Genomic DNA, 18,581 nt, shown 5'->3' with positions numbered 1-18,581 from the left:
TTATTGGGCAACATTGAGTGCGGTGATGCCTCTCACCGCACTTATTTAGTCCTCCGGTCCGCTCATCTCGCCGATAAAGTCCATTCTGTCACTGAGCCAGGTGTTCACTATCGCGTCGGCGGCTTTGGCCGCATCGCTGGCCGAGAAATGCTTCTCGGTTTGCAACCAGCCCATGGTCGCCAGACGTGCCGGTTCAATGGCGACAAGCAACTGCTCGCGTTGTTCTTTCGGCCAAACCTTATCGTCAGACCAACTGCGGATTAGCTGTGCAGGATCGTCCGAGGCTGGCGTGCGCTGGCTTGGCTTAAGGAAATCCTCGGGGGAGATGGTGGCGCGCAGGCGGAACATGGCCCAATCGGCATAGCTGGCAAAGCGGATGGTACCGGAATTCTCACTGGCCTTGCCAATCATCGGTTCTATTGACTTGGTAAGTTGCTGCCAGGCTGGTCGTTCAAACAGATCGCCCTGCGGTGAACAAATGGGGGCCTGTGAATCACGAGACGATCCATATAATGCCCCAAAGGCTTCATAAGCCGCTGCGCCCTGCTGTTTGAAGATGAAGCAATGCACATAGGGGCGGCCATCGGCATTTTCATACCCGGCTCGCTCAATGGCCATGCGTAATAGCGTTAAAACTGCAACATCATGGCCGGTTTTGGGATCGTTTTCGATATCACGTAACACTGATTGGGAGAATGTATCGTCGTTCATTGCCTTGATCACGCTTTGATGCCTGGTTTCTACCTCGGCATCCGTGACCTTGCTGGCGGGCGCAAACTGATGCAGGTAAATCAACCAGGCGGAGGCCAGCGGGCCGCGATACTGCTGCAACTGCTGTGCCGCTGCAGCCGGGTCTGCAGGAATGTTGGCGATGATGTTATCTAGTGCCGAGGCGGCCTGCTTGGCGGTGTTCTGCAACTGGGCGGCGCGTTGGCTAAATAAATCGCTCAGGCAACTTTCCTGACCGTTGCAGGCATCCCGCTGCTTCAACCAGCTACGCTGCTCGGCGCGTAATGCGTCGGCCTGATCCCCTGGCAGGCTTGCCATTGCTAACCGGTAATTTTCGGTCAGTTGGCTGTCGAGGCTGCTCAGGTCTGGGCTATTGCAGATGCTATGCTCGATATCGCTGGTGGCTTTCTCACAATCGAAAGAAGCGGCGTGCGCTGCGGTGCTGGCCCCCAGAGTCAGGCTCAGGCAGAGCAACAAGCGCGATAAAGGATGGCCGGCGAATGTTGTATCACGGAGAGAGTTAGCGCGTTGAAGCCTGGCGATCATGCTGAGTTCCTTTTGGTTGGGTCTTTAACTTTGCTCCATATTACTTTATTGCATTTATACAATATATTAGGTGTGCTTTTATTATGTTTATGCAATAACTCCATGGTAAGAAAGACAGCGTTGGCAGTTCTAACACCCAACACCGCCCCCCAACTCATCAGCCCAGCGCAGCAAACCCAGAGCGGATTTCATCTTCCGGCAAATCGATGCCGATAAACACCATCGTGCTTTTGCACTCTTCTTCCGGCAACCATTCACGGTCCCAGTCGGCGTTATACAGACGCTGCACGCCCTGGAACAGCAGGCGGCGCGGTTCGTCCTTAATCGACAAAATCCCTTTGTAGCGCAGCAGGTTATCGGCGAACTTCAATAATAAGCCTTCCATCACTTCGGAAATTTGCATCAGCTCCAGCGGTTGGTCGTGGTACACCACGATCGACTGGATGTTGTTCTGCGCTTGCGGAATGCGGCGGAAAAGCGGGGTAGGCGCTGCCACGTTGAGCTTGTCGTTAAGCACAAAGCCTTCGATATCAAATAGCACGCTGAGATCGATATCACCGTGCGTCACTTTATATACCGGTGCGCGGGCGTTCATCAGTTGCAAACGCTGGATCAGCGCTTCGTTATCCGTTGCCACATCGGTCTTGGTCAGCAGGATACGGTCGGCATAGCCCACCTGGGCCTGCGAGATAGTGAACTGGTTCAACTGCTGATCGGCATGTACCGCATCCACCAACGTGATAATCCCGTCCAGCAGGAAGCGTTGGCCGATGACTTCATGCGAGAAAAAGGTCTGAGTGATCGGGCCGGGGTCGGCCATGCCGGTGCATTCAATGATCAGCCGGTCGAATTCCAGTTGCCCCTTATCGACGCCGTCCAGCAGATCCAGCAGCGCGTCTGCCAGTTCGTTGGATTTGCTGCAACAGATACAACCGTTGCTGAGGGTAGTGATGCGGCTGGCGCGGTCGCCAATCAGCGCGTTATCAATTGGCACCTCACCGAATTCGTTCTCGATGACGGCAATCTTGTAACCGTGGTTTTCATTCAGAATGTGGCGCAGCAGGGTGGTTTTGCCTGCGCCCAAAAAGCCCGTCAGGATGGTGACTGCAATGGGTTTCATGCCTGGTCCTTGTACTTACTTAACTAGCAACAGCGCATACCGCCTTTGCCATCGCCACCGTAGCGGGCATCCTGGCGTTCGCGGAAAAATTCTTTATAGGTCATCACCGGCTTGTCCGGATGGTTGTCTTTCATATGCTGGACGTAGGTATCGTAGTCAGGCACGCCCACTAACATGCGTGCAGCCTGCCCGAGATATTTACCCGCCTGGCCGAGGTTTCCGAACATGGGTTCACTCCAAAGAAAAATACCCTACATAACGTATTATCATTATGCAGGGTATCCATCAAATCACCATCAGTGGTGCGACGAAACTTTGACGCCACCCTCAGGAACCGGCACGTATGGTGTCTCCTGATCGGTGCGTTTCGGGTTTTTGTGCGCCGCCATGGCGGTTTTAATACCGAAGAAGATGATGCTGTACACCACCAGCAGGAACAGGATGCTCAAACCGGCGTTGGTGTAGTTGTTCACCACGATATGGTTCATGTTGGCAACCTGCTGTACGGTCAGTTCAGCACCGCCCTCGGTGATTTTGTTTCTGTACAGGCTAGCCTGGTAGAAGAAGCCTTCCAGCTGCGGATTGTCGCTGAACAGCTTGAGGCAAATCGCGTAGGTGGTACAGATCAGCAGCCAAACGGCTGGGATCACGGTCACCCAGATGTACTTGGTGCGCTTCATCTTAATCAATACTACGGTGCTCAGTACCAGTGCTACGGCAGCCAACATCTGGTTGGAGATGCCGAACAGCGGCCACAGGCTCTTGACGCCGCCCAATGGATCGACCACGCCTTGATACAGCAGGTAACCCCAAAGCCCAACGCAGCCTGCAGTACCGGCAATACCGGCCACCAGTGAATCGGTTTTCTTCAGGAATGGCACAAAGTTACCCAGCAAATCTTGCAGCATAAAGCGACCGGAACGGGTACCTGCATCCAGAGCGGTCAGGATGAACAGCGCTTCGAACAGAATACCGAAGTGATACCAGAAGCCCATGTTCGCGCCAGGGATGACCTGATGGAACACGTGAGCGATACCGACTGCCAGAGTTGGTGCGCCACCGGCACGGTTCAGTACCGAAGGTTCGCCGATGTCTTTGGCGGTTTGCAGGATCTGCTCTGGGGTAATCACAAAGCCCCAGGAACTGACGGTTGCGGCAGCATGCGCGGAGACATCACGCAGAGAGGCCATGATCATCGGTGCATCTTCGGTGCCCAGACGGTGCAGGTCTGGCATGGTAATGCCCAGTGCTGCCGGTGGGGTGTTCATGGCGAAGTACAGGCCAGGCTCGATGATAGAAGCCGCGACCAGTGCCATGATGGCAACGAAGGATTCCATCAGCATGGCGCCATAACCGATAAAGCGGGAGTCCATTTCGTTGGCCAGCAGTTTCGGTGTGGTACCTGAAGCGATCAGCGCGTGGAAGCCGGAAACGGCACCACAGGCAATGGTAATAAACAGGAACGGGAACAGGGTGCCTTTCCAGACCGGGCCGGTGCCGTCAATGAACTGCGTTACCGCAGGCATTTTCAGCTCTGGGTTGAGGATCACGATACCGATCGCCAGCCCGACGATCACGCCGATTTTCAGGAAGGTGGCCAGATAGTCACGCGGAGCCAGGATCAGCCATACCGGCAGCAGGGCAGAAACGAAGGCATAACCAATCAGCGTATAGGTGATGGTGGTGTCTTTAAAGGTCAGCGCCGGGCCCCAGTATGGGTCGTGGGCAATCACGCCGCCGAACCAGATGGAGGCGATCAACAGCACGATACCGATGACCGACACTTCACCCACCTTGCCAGGGCGCAGGAAGCGCATGTACACGCCCATAAACAGCGCGATTGGCACGGTAGAACAGACGGTGAACACGCCCCATGGGCTTTCGGCCAAGGCTTTCACTACGATCAGAGCCAGCACCGCGAGGATGATGATCATGATCAGGAAGCAGCCAAACAGCGCGATGGTGCCAGGGATTGGGCCCATTTCCTTTTTGATGATCTCGCCCAACGAAGCACCGTTACGGCGTGAGGAGATAAACAGCACCATAAAGTCCTGTACCGCCCCCGCCAGCACCACGCCGCCTAACAGCCACAGCGTACCGGGCAGATAGCCGACCTGTGCTGCCAGCACTGGGCCAACCAACGGACCCGCACCGGCGATTGCCGCAAAGTGGTGGCCGAACAGCACGTTTTTATTGGTGGGGACGTAGTTCAGGCCGTCGTTGTTTACCACCGCCGGTGTAGCGCGGGTGGCGTCCAACTGCATCACCTTGGTGGCGATGTAGAGGCTGTAGTAGCGATAAGCCACCAGGTAGACCGCTACCGAAGCAACGATGATCCACAGTGCACTAATACTTTCGCCACGGCGCAATGCGATGACACCCAGGCAGGAAGCCCCGAGTATCCCCAGCAGCATCCATGGGAGGTGTTTTAAAATCCCCTCGCGTTTCATGAGGTATCCTTATCCTATCTGCAAAAATTGAGTGATAAATCCGATTCTTAGATGTCGGACATTTAGCTGTAGCGTCTTCCCCTGGTTAGGGTCAGGTTTAGGAACAGCTCATCATTGCCAGGCTGGATAGGGAAAGACATCTGAATTTCAGCCAGCGGTTTTATACGCTGGCGAACGGTTGGAATGGCGGGGTGAGTGGTTTAGGCAGAAGTGTGAGTGGCGAAGGCGATCAGGTTTTGCTCCGTTTTGGCATTCGCCAACTGCTGCCCCATCCAAGGGCTGAAGGCCCAGGGGGCTGCCGTTACCGCAGCGATCAACGCGCGTAAATCAACCCAGTGGAAGTCCATCACTTCATCTGCTCTGGCTGCAACGGCACCCGTAGCCAATGCCGCGTAAACCGGGCAGATTTCGTTTTCCATAATGCCGGAGGCGTCTGTCTCGCAGTAGCGGAAATCGGGGTCGATGGGGGTGATCTGTTCCACGCTCAGGCCCATTTCATACAAACAGCGTTGCTCGATAGCGTGTTCGGTGCTCTCCTGCCACTGCGGATGGCCACAGACCGAGTTAGTCCAAACGCCTGGCCAGGCTTTTTTGCTCAGCGCTCGGCGGGTGATCAGCAACTCGCCCTGCGGGTTGAAGATCCAGGAGGAGAAAGCCAGATGCAGGGGCGTTTGTCGCTGGTGGGCCGCATATTTTTCCATCACGCCGGTGGGTTGACCTTGTTCATCAAGTAAAACGACATGCTGCTGGGTCATGAAAATTCCAATTTAATCGCGATGTACGACTATTACTATAACACCCGTGTCTCAATGTAGGGGGCACTTCATGCTGCGCCCATTCAGCCTCTATTTCGCACCTCATCCCAGCTCAGACCAAAGCGCGCCAGGTATTTACGCAGCCGGTCTGCATCGTTGGGCTGTTTTTTCTGCTGGCGCGAGACGGCAAACAGCTGTCTACCCGCTTCGGAAAGTGATGTGGAAGCTCGGCACACGTCAAGCACCGTTTCCAACTGGCTTTGCTCGAACAGATCGATAGCGGCAAGCTCGACAGGTAATTGCACGCTGGTGTTCCCCTGCCAATGGGATTTCAGCCGGGCGATTTCTTCATCGACCAAAGGCTGGTTGATGCGCCCTTGCTCTGCCAACGTTGCCATGCGTGCGATGGAAGATCCCAGCTCGCGGAAGTTGCCGCGCCAGACCGCCTGCGGGGAACGGGCAAAAGCCAGGTAACGCTGTCTGGCGTCTTTGTCGAAACGGACCTGCGTCTGGTTGCTGCGAGCAAAGCGTTGCAATTCGTAATCGATGTTCGGCTCGATATCTTCGCGGCGTTCAGCCAGGCCGGGCAGTGGGAAGGTCCACATATTGATACGGGCGTATAAATCCTCACGGAAACGGCCTTGAGCTATCCAGTCGCGCATATCACGATGGGTGCCGGCAATCAGCTGGAAGTCGCTGCTGGCTTCTTTATCGGCACCAAAGGGGAAGAAGGTTTTTTCCTCGATGGCTTTCAGCAGCATCGCCTGTTCGTCTAACCCCAGCTCGGCGATCTCATCAAGGAACAGCATGCCGCCGTCGGCTTCACGCAGTAGGCCTGCTCGTGCCTGCAACGCACCGGTAAACGCCCCTTTCACATGGCCGAACAGGGTCGACATGGCGTTATCGCCGCGTAGGGTGGCACAGTTCACCGCGACAAAACGGCCTTTTACCCGATGGCGCGAATGCCGGAGTTGATAGATACGCTCGGCCAAAAAGGATTTCCCGGCTCCGGTGGGGCCGGTGAGCAGTATGGGCGCATTTGAACGCAGGGCGACGCGTTCAATCTGGTCGATCAGCGAGTTAAAGGTGGCGTTGCGCGTTTCAATACCGGCTTTGAGGAACGACACCGAGCGCTGGTGTTCATGTAGGAATCGGCTGGTGAGGGCGCTGTAGCGGCTGAGATCCAGATCGATCACCGAGTAAATCCCTTGGGGGGACGGGCGATCGGCTTTGTCACCGGGGGCGGTTTGCAGCAACTGGGCAGGCAGGTAGTGTGCCTCGGTTAGCAGGAACCAGCAGATTTGTACCACGTGAGTGCCTGTGGTGATATGCACCAGATAGTCTTCGTTCTCGGTATCAAACGGATAGCGGCCGGCGAAATCCAGAAAGGCGCTGTACACCTCTTCCAAATCCCAGGGATCCTTGAGTGCCACTTCCTGTAACACCACCTGAGTGGCTGGAGAAACCGCTACGATATCTTCCGCCACCTGCTGCGCCATGCCTTTATCGCGCGGCTGATGCAGCAGCTCCAGGCGATCGATCGGCAGATCGGGCTGCTGGCACAGACCCACCGTTGGCCGCCATTTGCTCCAGCGGTTTTCCCGTTTGCCACGTTTATCCAGCGTGGTGCCCAGCACACCGATCACGACTCTGCGCTTCATATTATCCCTTTCGATAAAATACTATCCTGAAAGATAAAATACCGGCTTGTTGGCAACATCGCCAGTCATCTGTGATTAATTATTTATTAGTTAAATATCAATCAATTGTATTTTTAATGGGTGTTTTTGACAGAGTTGGCACGCCTTTCGCTATATCCACTACGTCAAAAGAAAAAGGATGACTAAAGAATGAAGAATAATTATGAGTTGATGGCACCGGTTAATAGCGCACCGATCAAAATGTGGACACAGGGCGTGCCCGTAGAGCCAGAAGCGCGTGAGCAGTTGCTGAATACGGCGAAAATGCCGTTTATTTTTAAACACTTGGCGGTGATGCCGGATGTGCATTTGGGTAAGGGTTCCACCATTGGTAGTGTGATCCCTACCCGTGGCGCGATTATTCCGGCGGCCGTTGGCGTGGATATTGGTTGCGGCATGATTGCGGTGCGTACTTCGCTGGTGGCCGCCGATCTGCCGGATAGCCTGGCTGGGCTGCGTAGCGCCATCGAACAGGCGGTGCCGCATGGCCGTACCTCGACCCGTTCAAGAAGAGATAAAGGGGCCTGGGAAACTCCACCGCAAACGGTCGATCAGCATTGGGCCACTTTGCTGCCGCGCTTTAAGCGCTTGACCGACAAATATCCGCAGTTGCTGAAAACCAACAATTATCAGCATCTGGGAACGTTGGGAACGGGTAACCACTTTATCGAAGTCTGCCTGGATGAAACGCAGCAGGTGTGGGTGATGCTGCATAGCGGTTCTCGTGGCGTGGGGAATGCCATCGGTTCACTGTTTATTGCCTTGGCACAGCAGGATATGCAACAGCATATCGCTAACTTGCCGGATCGTAACCTGGCCTATTTCGAGGAAGGTAGCCAGCATTTTGACGATTACATGGAAGCCGTGGGTTGGGCACAGGATTTTGCCCGCCATAACCGGGAAGTGATGATGGAGCACGTGCTGGCGGCGCTGTCGCGTATCGTGACCAAACCGTTCACTACCCAGCAAGAGGCCGTGAACTGCCACCATAACTATGTGCAGCGTGAGACGCACTTTGGTGAGCCGGTGTTGGTGACGCGTAAAGGGGCCGTTTCTGCGCAGAAAGGCCAGATGGGGATCATCCCCGGTTCTATGGGGGCGAAAAGCTTCATCGTGCGCGGATTGGGAAACGAAGAGAGTTTCTGTTCTTGCAGCCATGGCGCAGGCCGCACCATGAGCCGTACGGCGGCAAAAAAACGCTTCACCGTGGCCGATCAGATCCGGGCAACCGAACATGTGGAATGCCGTAAGGACAGCGAGGTGATCGATGAGATCCCAATGGCTTATAAAGATATCGATGCGGTGATGGCGGCACAGTCCTCACTGGTGGAAATCGTCCATACCCTGCGTCAGGTGGTATGCGTAAAAGGATAACGTGATGGAACAGCTAGTAAACGGAGTGGATAGCGCCATGCGGGAAAGAGTCCGGCAGGTGCTGGGCGAGGTGGAAAAACGTTACGACGTGCGGGTGCTTTATGCCTGCGAATCCGGTAGCCGCGGCTGGGGCTTTGCCTCGCCGGACAGCGATTACGACGTGCGCTTTTTGTATGTCCACCCGCCGGAATGGTATTTACGGGTGGAGCCACACCGGGATGTGATCGAACTACCAATCGATCATGAATTGGATGTCTGTGGCTGGGAATGGCGCAAGGCGCTTGGTCTGCTAAAGCGGGCCAACCCAACGTTGATCGAGTGGTTGGATTCACCGGTGGTATATCAGGAAGCCCCTGAGAGCGTTGCGGCGTTGCGAGGTGTAGTGCCTGAATGGTTCTCCGCGCAGCGGGCACGTTGGCACTACCTGTCGATGGCCAGGAAAAACTTCCGTGGCTATTTGCAGGGGGAGCAGGTACGGCTGAAGAAATACTTCTACGTGCTGCGCCCGTTGCTGGCGGTGCGCTGGATAGAAGCGGGCAAGGGCGTGCCGCCGATGCGTTTTGACCAACTGTTGGCTGACACGGTGGAAGATCCGCTGCTGTTGGCGGAAATCCATGAATTACTGGCGGCGAAACGGCGCGCAGGCGAGGCGGAGTACGGCCCGCGTAGGGAAAGGATCCACGCGTTTATCACGCAGGAACTGACGGCGGATGCCCGGCAGGAAGCTTTGCCCGACAGCCCGGCCCGCAGCGACAAATCGCTGGATGAACTGCTTTATCGCACGGTGATGGTGTAATCAACCGGGGAGAAAGAAGGCTCCCCGGTAATGCAAATGATAAGGATAAAAAATGAAAACATGGTTAGCGCGTTTATTTGGCAAGGATATTCCAGCGGTTTTCCCGGCTCCTTGGGCGGCCGATCGTATGGCAATTTATCGTTGGTTGGCACCTTGGCAGCATAGTGCTGAGCCATTGCCCGCTGAAGCGAAAACCTTGCCGGATGAACCCCCGGTCATTGATGGTGAAATCCGTTGGTCGGCAGGGGCGCTTGATGGTGTTTTTGGTCATCATGTGGGGACAACCGATGATGAATCGCCGGTTGAGGCCATCATGGCAGCTCTAAGAAGTGTGTTGCGTAAGCCACAGCAGCAGAATGTCGAACAGCTCTATAATCTGCTGTGTCGGGAAACTCCGCTAGATTATATCGATGCATTGCTGCCTGAGGTTGCGCAGGACCCGAAGTTGCCCGCCAACAAATTGCAGGCTTTGGTGGAATGGTTAGCCACCGGAAGCCCGGATCGTAACGTGGTTAAGGTAGCCATGGCGCTGTTGGTCCTATTTCCGACGCAGAAAAACTGCCAGATACTTAACGTGTTGGGGGCGCACGACGAATTTACGCTTTATGCGATAGTGGCATTCGGGTCAATTTTACCTGCCGATGAGTATGAAAGCGCTTGGCTTGCGCTGGCGAAGCGGGCTGGTGGCTGGGGGCGAGTACAACTGATCGAGCGTTTACCGGCCTCCTTGAAGCAACAAAGCCGCGATTGGTTGCTCTGTGAAGGCTATCGTAACGCGGTGATGTATGAATACACGGCTTGGCATTGTGCTACCCATGGACAACTGCTCCAGGCAATGCAGCAGCAGCCTGATGCGGCGCGGTTATTGGGAGCTGCGGAGATTTTGCAGGCGTTAATTAACGGCGGTCCGGCGCGGGATATGCATGATTATGAGGAGGGTGCACAAGCTTGTGAATGTTATCTGCAATGCTTGCTGGCGGCTCCTCCGGCAGAAATACAGCATTATCTGGCGGCTGGTGATATTGCACGTTTCGCACAGGAACAAAGTGGTGCAGAGAAAGCTACGTGGACTCTTGAGCAGTGTGGACGGTTGCTCGAACTGACCAATGCGGTAATGGCACAGTCGCAATGGCCAGGTATTATCGACAATCACTTGCAGGGTAGTGACAAGTATCTTTTCAATCTGGCCGTTGCCGCTAGCCGGTTGCGTCAGCAGGAGCCGTGGGAGGCCATTTACTCACGGCAGTCAGCGGATCCAACGGATGACAACTGGTATCAGTTAATGCAAACCGACCAGCCAGAACATATTGCCAGAGTGATTTCGCTGGCCGAGCAGCAACTGGATTTAGTGGCTATTGCTTCCGGTCCAGGAATGGCTATGGGGCTAGGGTTGGCTTACCGACAGCATCAGGCGCTGGATTTTGTGCTGCAGGATCTCAACAAGTTTCCCGGCATGGGCTGGTCATTGTTGGCGGTAGGGCTACGTAGTGAGGTGATCCGTAACAGGCATATGACGCTGAACGCTTTGGAAGTATGGCCACAGACTGATTGGTCACCTGAGATGTTACAGATATTGCTGGCGGGCTTACGTAATGAACCCGATGAGCAGGTACGCGAGCGACTGCAAGCGTTGTGCGTAAATCTGAAGATTACGACAGACTGAGTCGACGTAGGCTTGGTCAATTGCCCTGAGAGTTATCCTCAGGGCTTTTCAGTTTTTAGCGATAAAGATGTTCTGCCGATGATAGGCCAACTGGTGGACATCTGGAGGGAAGTCTATTGGCAGCCTTAGCCTGCGACCTTCATATTTGGCAAAGTTCTCTTCGCTGATGGCGCTTTTCAGTTGTTTAAGGCGCGGCGAAAGCACCAGCTCAAGGTGTTCATTAAAGGTGATTAATCCGCGATCGAACGCTTTGTCGTGCAGGTTGGACAGACATAAGCCGTTGTTGGGGTTGAGCCGATGTTCAACGGTATGCTTCCACGGGCGGATATGGCTGGCGACCAGCAGCATCGGTTCTTCCAGTTCGGTCAGGCAACAGCGATTTTCATAAGCATCCAGCACCCGTTTGCGAAACAACTGCTGACCAACACGCGCATTGATGATGGTGGTTCTTTCTCTGCCACTGAAATCTTCTATTGCGCTGTCATGTAAGGCCGTGACCGGTGGCTTTAACTGTGTCATTGCCAATTGGCACTGCCGGTCAAAGGTGTCACTGTCGAGGTTCATTTCCTGCCATAGCGCTTCATCTGCTTTGGATGCCCCTGTCAGTCCACGACGGCCAGAGTTAACGATAAACGGATCCAGACTGGCGATATTCACTAACTTCATTGCCAATGCGGAAGGTGAGCGGCCGATTAACCCAGCATAGTGGATAATGTCGGGGTTTTTGGCGTGCAATTTACCAAAGGGGATTTGGCTGTATAGCGTAAAAGCTACCAGCAACTGTTCCCGTGTCCAGAGATTTACGGCAGCCATCAGGGCCTCGTCGTGGCATAACTTAATGGTGTTAGTTGAGCCACTTACTATGCCAGGCACATTGGTGATTGCCTACTTTCATCGATAACCTTCAGCGCCGCTACGTGGCGAGCCGGTGAATAAATGCCTGCAGCTCAGGAGTCCGTGGATTTTTGCCAGGGATTAACGGCGTCCGGGATGACCTTTTCCATGATCCTTCCCATACCCATGTTTATCACCGCCCTTGTGGTCACCTCTATTACCATGCTCCTTGCGGGGGGGCACTTTATGACCCTTATCGTCGTCACCATCACTTAGCAGTGCCAATGCGACCAGTGCACCTAGCCCGATCACCACACCGGTGATCGCGACCTCATCGTTGGTCATATTGGCACAACCCACCGTCGACAAACACAGCAAACCAATCAGCGGATTTCTCAAAGACTTAACCATGATCATTGATCCTTTTTACGGTCAGTTAGCTATCCATTCAAACTACCGATACCGTAGGACATCGCGATCGCGAGCTCAAGATAAGCTCAGGTAAATTAAGTGATAAGCTTCGTCAAGGAACTTGACGTGGATTGACATTAGCGGGAGAGAAGCGGGAGCCAAAGGGTAAAAAAGCCAGGTTGCCTGGAGACAACATGACACTTTTCTTCCCTCACCCCAGCGGAGTGGCGGTCAAACGCAGGCGTAAACCGTAGCACGTTCGATTCCCTCTCCTTGGGGAGAGGGTTAGGGTGAGGGAGAATAACGCTATTATTTCAACGCAATGCGGATCACGTCATCTGGAGCGGTGGCTTCTTTTTCACGGCTTGAAGCCTGCTTCACGCTCACGTACAGCGTCTTACCATCTGGTGACAGTGCCAGGCTGTTCGGATGCGTTGGCGTCTTGATGGTTTCCAACAGCTTGTAGCTCTTGGCGTCGATCACGCTCACGGTGCCCGCTTGGCGATGAGTAACGTACACTTCATTGCGCGCTGGGTTAAACAACACGGCCAGGGATTCCGGCACGTCGATCTTCTGCAGAATGTTGCCGTTGTTGGTATCAACAACCAGTACCTGCGGCTGCTTGGAATCGGTGATGAACGCACGGTGGGTTGCCGGATCCAGGCTGATATTCAGGAAGAAGTGCTCCTTCGACTCATCCAGCTTCTTACGTGACAGCACCTTGTTGGTTTTGGTATCGATAGTCACCAACTCGCCATCGGCATTGGTCACATACAGGCGGCTTGCCGCTGCATCCAGCGCCAGGCCGGTACCGTATTTACCGGTTTCGGTGATGGTGGTGCGCAGAGTCAGATCCTTGCCATCCACAACCCAAACCACGCTGGACTCGCCCAAGCCGGTGATATAGACGGTGTCTGTGGTCGCGTCTGCCACCAGCTCACGTGGGGCCAATGGTTTTACGGTATCAGAGCGTTTACGCGCATCCAGCACCAGGCGGCCTTTCACTTCGCCGGTTTTGCCGTCGATCGCGGTCAGCGAGTTACTGGTGGTGTTACCAAAATAGAGAGTATCGATCTTGGTGTTGATGGCGGCACCGAACGGTTTGATATCATTATGAATGATCTGCGTGATATCCAGCGTTTGTGGGTCAAGGCGATAGACGATGCCGCCCTTATCCAGCTTGCGGCTCTGTGAAGTTGCCAGATACAGCGCATTCTCGCCCTGGCTGTACACCATCTCGTAAGCGCCTTTACCTACCGGCTTACGCAGCAGTTCCGTTTCTGTCTGTGCCAGTACAGAGGTGGAAAACATCAGGCTGCTGAGAAGCAACAGAGGGTAAACCGCACGTCCGCCAAACTTACGGCTGGTGGTCATCATAGCGTTCATAAAAGCTCCATTTGATCAAAATACAGGCCGCCACCGGGCTGCTGCTCGGTGGCTAAATCGGGCTCAACATTGAATCGAAAGCAAAATCTGGCCGATCATGTCATTGCATGCGGCTCACTATATTTGTGAATGATAATCATTATTCTTACGGAAGGGGAGCACTTTTGTTGCTTGGGGCGATAAGAGTCACGTTTAGGGCAATCAGAGAGAGGAGAATATCCGGCCAGTGTCTACTCTTCGGTCAGGATCAGGCCCAGACGCTCGGCGGTCTTTTGGATAATTTGGCCAATGGCTTTATGGCTGAGGAGACGGCTTGAGGGTTCGGCTATCGAGAGTTCACTATCCATGACCCGTTGGCCGCCAAACAGGATCATGGCAAAATGATCGTCATTTCTTTTTGAGTACCACTTCATTCCGTCAACGTTATGATGCTGTTGATAAATAGCCTGTGACCAGGCTCGGGTTTGCGAGTATTTGAGCTGGGTACTGCCGATCAATTCATCGCGATCGATGCCCATATAGAGACAATCCTGTGCTCGGCAACTGACGACGTTCAGATCCCGCTCTGGTTTCAACTGGATGTAATGCATATGGGTAAATGGGCGTAAATCGAAAAATTCTGTTTTGCCTGTGGCGATCACATCGTGAAAAACCGATTCCGCGATAGCGGCTTCGCAACTGCTGGCCAGGTACATGGTGGGGATCAGATCCAAAGCTGCATCCCTGATAGGGCTGAAACGGGCTCCGTACTCATGGGGAAGCAATATTCTGCCGGGATTAAAACAGTCACCGGGGTACTGCGCATCATGGCAGCGATGTAACACCGTGCCTTTGGGAATGACTTCGATTCTTACCCGCAGGGTCTTGCCAGGGGCGGCTATCTTGCGGCCAAGAAAAACGGGTGAACCAAAATCTTCCTTTTTGGGCTCACCCTTCTGTTTAACTTTGTTCTGCTCCATCGACGATCCTTTTCGCTTCATATTCCGCCGCCGCAATCACATTGGCCGGATATGACTGCAACATTTCCATGGGACGGCGGCCAGCCAACAGGTTGTTTGACGTCGCGAACCACTGGGCAAGCCCCCAGCCGCGTTTCAGGTTTTTAAAGCTGGCGAGCAACACTGCCATCACGGGAAGAGGGCGATAGTTATCATCCAGCGCATAACGGGGAAAGAGTTGTGTTGCCCCTTTCTTCAATGAAAATATGCGGTTATGGCTTTTCCATTTGCTTGGCTGGGCCGAGGGATTCTCGGTAGCAAAGCCTGCCAGATGGGAAATCTGTTCTGCCGTGAGCCATTCGCTGGCCGCCAGGATGTGCTCACGCCCGCGTTCCACCTTGGAAATATCAACCAGGCCACTGTGATTGACGGGCTCTTGCGTATCCCGCGGAAGAATTATCCGGGCAGTGTCATCCGGATTGATTTGTTGCTCCAGGCTATGAAACATGGCTTCAAAACGTGTCTCGTCGATGTGGCAAACGTCGCCAGAATCATTTTCAGCTTCTCTAACCTGGCGGAGAGTTTGCAACATGATTTTCAGGTGTTCTTCAACCACACCGAGAGACGTTGAGTTGTCTATATCAACTTTCAGCTGAAAGAAAGGCTTCTGCGCCTTCATTTTCCTTTTACTGATGACCATCTGCAGCCCATCTTCCCTGATCCTGAGGCCATCTTTGTTGATGTCGATTTCTCGGGCCAGCATTCTTTTCTCCCGTTAGCTAAAGCTAACCGTTTTAACCATTCTAACCAAACTATCCTCAGTTATAGCAGGTTGTGTAAGAATTAACCAGAACAGATGCAGCAACATGATCGGTCGAGGTGTGGGCTTACAGTCTTATCGCACCAGCAAGCGCCTGGTCTGCGGCGGCTTTTTCCGCCAGATAACGGGCCGGAGGCTTACCTACCGCTTTACGGAACATGGTGACAAAACCGCTGGCGCTCTCGTAGCCGAGATCTAACGCCACGGTCTGGACGCTTTCCCCCTGCGTTAAGCGTTGCAGAGCCAGCATCACATGTAATTGCCGCCGCCAGTGGCCAAAGCTCATGCCCATCTGCTGTTGCAGCGTTCGGCTGAGCGAACGTTCGCTCATGCCAATGCGTTGCGCCCACTGACCCAGCGTGGATTTATCGGCCGGGTTGGCCAGCAGTTGCTCGGTCAATTGGCGGATGCGGGCATCATTGGACACCGGCAGGTGCAGGTTCTCCAGCGGCGCGGCGGCCAGTTGATCCAACAAAACCTTCGCAATGCGGCCTTCCGGGCCCTCTTCCGGATAGAGAATATCGAACTGGCTGGCCTGCAACAGCAGTTCTCGCAGTAATGGAGATACCGTCAAGGTGCAGCAGTTTTGTGGCAAACCAGGGATGGCATCCTGCTCAACGAAGAGGCAATAGCACTCGCTTTGGCTGGTAGCTCGCGCGTTGTGGCTGACGTTACTGGGCATCCACAAGGCACATTGTGGCGGTACCAGCCACAGGCCATTTTCAACTTCGCAGCGGATCATACCGCGCACCGTGTAAATCAATTGCGCCTTGCGGTGGCGATGATGGGTGCATTCCCAGTCTTTCTGCACGCTTGATGCCTGAACCGCGAAGATGGCGCGGGGCACGTTATCGATATCGGGTCTGGGATCCTGGCAAGTGGCTTTCATGAGAACAATTATCATATTGGCGTATTTGAGCAATATTATGTCTTGATTGTGCAATGTGGTCTAGCGCCAACGTCGATAGAGTAAGCGCCACTGGCGTGTTTTGTGGTAACACGCTCATGACCGACAACGCAGAGGAGAGGCCATGCATCAGGAAAATGTTATCAGTCAGCTTCTGGCCTGGATTGAGCAAAGCCTGGATCAGCCCTTGACGCTGGACAGCATCGCGGCCAAATCCGGCTATTCCAAATGGCACCTGCAACGGATGTTCAAGCAGCACACCGGCGAAGTGTTGGGGACCTATGCCCGGCGAAGAAGGTTGACTGCGGCGGCACGTGAGTTGCGCCTGACCAGCGCCACGGTGGCCTGTATCGCAGATAAATACCAGTTCGATTCGCAGCAGACTTTCACCCGTGGATTTAAAAAACAGTTTGGTTTGCCACCGGCGGCTTATCGTCGCAGCGTGGACTGGCCTAGTTATGGTTTGCAACCGCCGTTGAATATGACCCATGAGCCAATGCCAGAGGCGCAGATTATTGTGCTGCCTTCGATGAAACTAGTCGGCCATACTCAGCAGGGTAGCTGCACGTTGGGGCAATTGGGGCCCTCGAAAAAGCGGCTACGCCAACACGCCTGGCGGCATTTGCTGCATCCGGAACAGGAATTACCCACCGTCGCGTATGGCCTGATGAGCCTGAAGGCAGACACCCAGCAGCGGGATCGTCAACAGATGGTGTATACGGCGGCACTGCCAGAGGAAGAGGCGGCAGGTGAAACGGTGACGATCGAACCCGGGGAGTATGCCCGCTTTGCCTATCAGGGGCAGGTTGCAGGGCTCCAGAACTTTATCGCCCGGCTGTATGACACGGCCATTCCGCAGATGAATGCGGTACGGCGGCCAGGGCAAGATATTGAGCGTTTTTACCCGGCATTAGGCGTTTGCTACGGTGACGAACAGGCGGCGATCAGCTGTGAATATCTTATCCCGATCCGCCGTAGCGAAGAGGTCAGTGGGTTACGCTAGGGCAGGAATTTACCAAAAGGACACTATTCCCTATATCCGGCTACAAAAAAGTGAGGTATTTGCGTTAGTAATGTTTCCATCTTGGCGGCAAGTGCACATATAATGCGCATCCGGTCAAACCAGGCCGGGCAGAACACATACCATTTTTAGCCAGTGCGGCCACCACTTTACTACGAAGATGAAAATGAGCATTCGCGCGTTATTAACCCTGTTTACCGCTCTGGTTGCATTCAGCCAGGCTGCCTTCGCCGTTGTATACCCTTTGCCCGCCAAAGACAGCCGTCTGGTTGGGGAAAATATTCAGATCACCGTGCCTGCAGACAGCAAACTGCCGCTGGAGAGCTTTGCGGCTCAATACCAGATGGGTTTGAGCAACATGCTGGAGGCTAACCCTGGCGTTGACCCGTTCTTACCGCTGCCAGGCAGCACGCTGACCATCCCACAGCAGCTGATCCTGCCTGACGCTCCGCGTGAAGGCATCATCATCAACAGCGCAGAAATGCGTCTGTACTACTACCCGAAAGGCACCAAGACCGTCGTAGTGCTGCCGATTGGTATCGGCCAGTTGGGTAAAGATACGCCGCTGGACTGGGTCACCACCGTACAACGCAAGAAAGCAGGCCCAACCTGGACGCCAACCGCTAAAATGCGTGAAGAGTACGCTGCCGATGGTGAAATCCTGCCAGCGGTATTCCCGGCGGGCCCTGATAACCCGATGGGTCTGTACGCCCTCTATGTTGGCCGCCTGTATGCGGTCCATGGTACTAACGCCAACTTCGGTATCGGCCTGCGTGTGAGCCACGGCTGTGTGCGTCTGCGTGCTGACGACATCAAATACCTGTTCGACAGCGTGCCAGTAGGCACTCGAGTGCAGTTTATCAACGAGCCAGTGAAGGTTTCCGTAGAGCCAGACGGTTCACGTTACCTGGAAGTACACAACCCGCTGTCTGCCAACGAAGATGAGCTGAAGTCGAAAGAGCCAGTGCCAATCACCATCACCGCGCCGGTTGGCAAAGTGCTGATGGATCCAGCCGTTGACCAGAGCGTCGTGGACGCGGCCATCAAGGCACGTTCCGGTATGCCGGTTAAAGTGAACTGATTTTTGCTATTGCGATAAAAAAGACGCTCTCGGGCGTCTTTTTTTATGGG

The 18,581-nt window shown here is 54.3% G+C and carries 17 protein-coding genes; 5 read left to right on the top strand and 12 right to left on the bottom strand.

Features of this window, described 5'->3' with window-relative positions:
• Positions 1 to 45 precede the first annotated feature (45 nt).
• From IMQ33_RS16025 to rtcR, 6 genes are all read right to left on the bottom strand, one after another.
• Complete coding sequence (locus IMQ33_RS16025; protein WP_196062185.1) at positions 46 to 1,275, bottom strand: lysozyme inhibitor LprI family protein; 1,230 nt, start codon at positions 1,273 to 1,275, stop codon at positions 46 to 48.
• 157 nt (positions 1,276 to 1,432) lie between these two features.
• Complete coding sequence (gene yjiA, locus IMQ33_RS16020) at positions 1,433 to 2,395, bottom strand: GTPase (protein ID WP_065683674.1); 963 nt, start codon at positions 2,393 to 2,395, stop codon at positions 1,433 to 1,435.
• A 23-nt stretch (positions 2,396 to 2,418) separates the two neighbouring features.
• Positions 2,419 to 2,622, bottom strand: a complete 204-nt coding sequence (locus IMQ33_RS16015) for a YbdD/YjiX family protein (protein WP_021179159.1) — start codon at positions 2,620 to 2,622, stop codon at positions 2,419 to 2,421.
• A gap of 69 nt (positions 2,623 to 2,691) precedes the next feature.
• Positions 2,692 to 4,845, bottom strand: coding sequence for a carbon starvation CstA family protein (locus tag IMQ33_RS16010; RefSeq protein ID WP_024531182.1), 2,154 nt, complete (start codon positions 4,843 to 4,845; stop codon positions 2,692 to 2,694).
• 200 nt (positions 4,846 to 5,045) lie between these two features.
• Entirely contained in the window at positions 5,046 to 5,600 is a 555-nt protein-coding gene (gene idi, locus IMQ33_RS16005) for an isopentenyl-diphosphate Delta-isomerase (RefSeq protein WP_196062186.1), read from the bottom strand.
• Positions 5,601 to 5,683: 83 nt separating this feature from the next.
• Positions 5,684 to 7,261: an RNA repair transcriptional activator RtcR gene (gene rtcR, locus IMQ33_RS16000; RefSeq protein WP_196062187.1), complete on the bottom strand. Its 1,578-nt coding sequence runs from the start codon at positions 7,259 to 7,261 to the stop codon at positions 5,684 to 5,686.
• A gap of 189 nt (positions 7,262 to 7,450) precedes the next feature.
• On the opposite strand from rtcR, the gene IMQ33_RS15995 reads away from it, so the two are divergent.
• Genes IMQ33_RS15995 through IMQ33_RS15985 form a run of 3 tightly spaced genes read left to right on the top strand, consistent with a single transcriptional unit; the run spans position 7,451 to position 11,133 of the window.
• The gene (locus IMQ33_RS15995) at positions 7,451 to 8,674 is read left to right on the top strand and encodes an RtcB family protein (protein ID WP_024531179.1); all 1,224 of its coding nucleotides are present in this window, start codon (positions 7,451 to 7,453) and stop codon (positions 8,672 to 8,674) included.
• Positions 8,675 to 8,678: 4 nt separating this feature from the next.
• Complete coding sequence (locus IMQ33_RS15990; protein ID WP_065683670.1) at positions 8,679 to 9,470, top strand: nucleotidyltransferase domain-containing protein; 792 nt, start codon at positions 8,679 to 8,681, stop codon at positions 9,468 to 9,470.
• 52 nt (positions 9,471 to 9,522) lie between these two features.
• A complete protein-coding gene (locus IMQ33_RS15985; protein WP_196062188.1) occupies positions 9,523 to 11,133 on the top strand; it encodes a hypothetical protein in 1,611 nt (536 codons plus the stop codon).
• 48 nt (positions 11,134 to 11,181) lie between these two features.
• Here IMQ33_RS15985 and IMQ33_RS15980 read toward each other — a convergent pair whose 3' ends face one another.
• The 6 genes from IMQ33_RS15980 to IMQ33_RS15955 all read right to left on the bottom strand — a co-directional run bounded on the left by IMQ33_RS15980 (position 11,182) and on the right by IMQ33_RS15955 (position 16,411).
• Positions 11,182 to 11,946 carry an HNH endonuclease gene (locus IMQ33_RS15980; protein ID WP_196062189.1) on the bottom strand — a complete coding sequence of 255 codons (765 nt, stop codon included), beginning with the start codon at positions 11,944 to 11,946 and terminating at the stop codon, positions 11,182 to 11,184.
• A gap of 162 nt (positions 11,947 to 12,108) precedes the next feature.
• Positions 12,109 to 12,378: a hypothetical protein gene (locus IMQ33_RS15975; RefSeq protein WP_037435676.1), complete on the bottom strand. Its 270-nt coding sequence runs from the start codon at positions 12,376 to 12,378 to the stop codon at positions 12,109 to 12,111.
• Positions 12,379 to 12,687: 309 nt separating this feature from the next.
• Positions 12,688 to 13,764: a YncE family protein gene (locus tag IMQ33_RS15970; RefSeq protein ID WP_196062190.1), complete on the bottom strand. Its 1,077-nt coding sequence runs from the start codon at positions 13,762 to 13,764 to the stop codon at positions 12,688 to 12,690.
• A gap of 230 nt (positions 13,765 to 13,994) precedes the next feature.
• Positions 13,995 to 14,723: an RES family NAD+ phosphorylase gene (locus IMQ33_RS15965; RefSeq protein ID WP_196062191.1), complete on the bottom strand. Its 729-nt coding sequence runs from the start codon at positions 14,721 to 14,723 to the stop codon at positions 13,995 to 13,997.
• A complete protein-coding gene (locus IMQ33_RS15960) occupies positions 14,704 to 15,465 on the bottom strand; it encodes a hypothetical protein (protein ID WP_065683667.1) in 762 nt (253 codons plus the stop codon). The genes IMQ33_RS15965 and IMQ33_RS15960 overlap by 20 nt, the downstream gene beginning before the upstream one ends.
• Positions 15,466 to 15,589: 124 nt before the next feature.
• Positions 15,590 to 16,411 carry a helix-turn-helix domain-containing protein gene (locus IMQ33_RS15955; RefSeq protein WP_065683666.1) on the bottom strand — a complete coding sequence of 274 codons (822 nt, stop codon included), beginning with the start codon at positions 16,409 to 16,411 and terminating at the stop codon, positions 15,590 to 15,592.
• 142 nt (positions 16,412 to 16,553) lie between these two features.
• Between IMQ33_RS15955 and IMQ33_RS15950 the strand changes: the two genes are divergently transcribed.
• Positions 16,554 to 17,432, top strand: a complete 879-nt coding sequence (locus tag IMQ33_RS15950; protein ID WP_196062192.1) for a helix-turn-helix domain-containing protein — start codon at positions 16,554 to 16,556, stop codon at positions 17,430 to 17,432.
• A 178-nt stretch (positions 17,433 to 17,610) separates the two neighbouring features.
• A complete protein-coding gene (locus tag IMQ33_RS15945) occupies positions 17,611 to 18,531 on the top strand; it encodes a L,D-transpeptidase family protein (RefSeq protein WP_024485479.1) in 921 nt (306 codons plus the stop codon).
• The last annotated feature ends 50 nt before the right edge of the window (positions 18,532 to 18,581 follow it).

Origin of the sequence: Serratia sp. Res13-Sevr-LER1-36-b (assembly GCF_015673035.1) — a bacterium.
In the GTDB taxonomy this organism is placed as follows: Bacteria; Pseudomonadota; Gammaproteobacteria; order Enterobacterales; family Enterobacteriaceae; genus Chania; species Chania fonticola_C.
This window is presented reverse-complemented; position numbering and strand designations above follow the sequence as displayed.

What these genes read in the sequence shown, in the direction of transcription:
- rtcR (WP_196062187.1), bottom strand. Translation starts at nt 7,261, where the DNA reads ATGAAGCGCAGAGTCGTGATCGGTGTGCTGGGCACCACGCTGGATAAA.
- idi (WP_196062186.1), bottom strand. Translation starts at nt 5,600, where the DNA reads ATGACCCAGCAGCATGTCGTTTTACTTGATGAACAAGGTCAACCCACC.
- IMQ33_RS15990 (WP_065683670.1), top strand. Translation starts at nt 8,679, where the DNA reads ATGGAACAGCTAGTAAACGGAGTGGATAGCGCCATGCGGGAAAGAGTC.
- IMQ33_RS15995 (WP_024531179.1), top strand. Translation starts at nt 7,451, where the DNA reads ATGAAGAATAATTATGAGTTGATGGCACCGGTTAATAGCGCACCGATC.
- IMQ33_RS15975 (WP_037435676.1), bottom strand. Translation starts at nt 12,378, where the DNA reads ATGGTTAAGTCTTTGAGAAATCCGCTGATTGGTTTGCTGTGTTTGTCG.
- IMQ33_RS15985 (WP_196062188.1), top strand. Translation starts at nt 9,523, where the DNA reads ATGAAAACATGGTTAGCGCGTTTATTTGGCAAGGATATTCCAGCGGTT.
- IMQ33_RS16015 (WP_021179159.1), bottom strand. Translation starts at nt 2,622, where the DNA reads ATGTTCGGAAACCTCGGCCAGGCGGGTAAATATCTCGGGCAGGCTGCA.
- IMQ33_RS16025 (WP_196062185.1), bottom strand. Translation starts at nt 1,275, where the DNA reads ATGATCGCCAGGCTTCAACGCGCTAACTCTCTCCGTGATACAACATTC.
- IMQ33_RS15980 (WP_196062189.1), bottom strand. Translation starts at nt 11,946, where the DNA reads ATGGCTGCCGTAAATCTCTGGACACGGGAACAGTTGCTGGTAGCTTTT.
- IMQ33_RS15950 (WP_196062192.1), top strand. Translation starts at nt 16,554, where the DNA reads ATGCATCAGGAAAATGTTATCAGTCAGCTTCTGGCCTGGATTGAGCAA.
- IMQ33_RS15945 (WP_024485479.1), top strand. Translation starts at nt 17,611, where the DNA reads ATGAAAATGAGCATTCGCGCGTTATTAACCCTGTTTACCGCTCTGGTT.
- IMQ33_RS15960 (WP_065683667.1), bottom strand. Translation starts at nt 15,465, where the DNA reads ATGCTGGCCCGAGAAATCGACATCAACAAAGATGGCCTCAGGATCAGG.
- IMQ33_RS15955 (WP_065683666.1), bottom strand. Translation starts at nt 16,411, where the DNA reads ATGAAAGCCACTTGCCAGGATCCCAGACCCGATATCGATAACGTGCCC.
- IMQ33_RS15965 (WP_196062191.1), bottom strand. Translation starts at nt 14,723, where the DNA reads ATGGAGCAGAACAAAGTTAAACAGAAGGGTGAGCCCAAAAAGGAAGAT.
- IMQ33_RS16010 (WP_024531182.1), bottom strand. Translation starts at nt 4,845, where the DNA reads ATGAAACGCGAGGGGATTTTAAAACACCTCCCATGGATGCTGCTGGGG.
- IMQ33_RS15970 (WP_196062190.1), bottom strand. Translation starts at nt 13,764, where the DNA reads ATGAACGCTATGATGACCACCAGCCGTAAGTTTGGCGGACGTGCGGTT.
- yjiA (WP_065683674.1), bottom strand. Translation starts at nt 2,395, where the DNA reads ATGAAACCCATTGCAGTCACCATCCTGACGGGCTTTTTGGGCGCAGGC.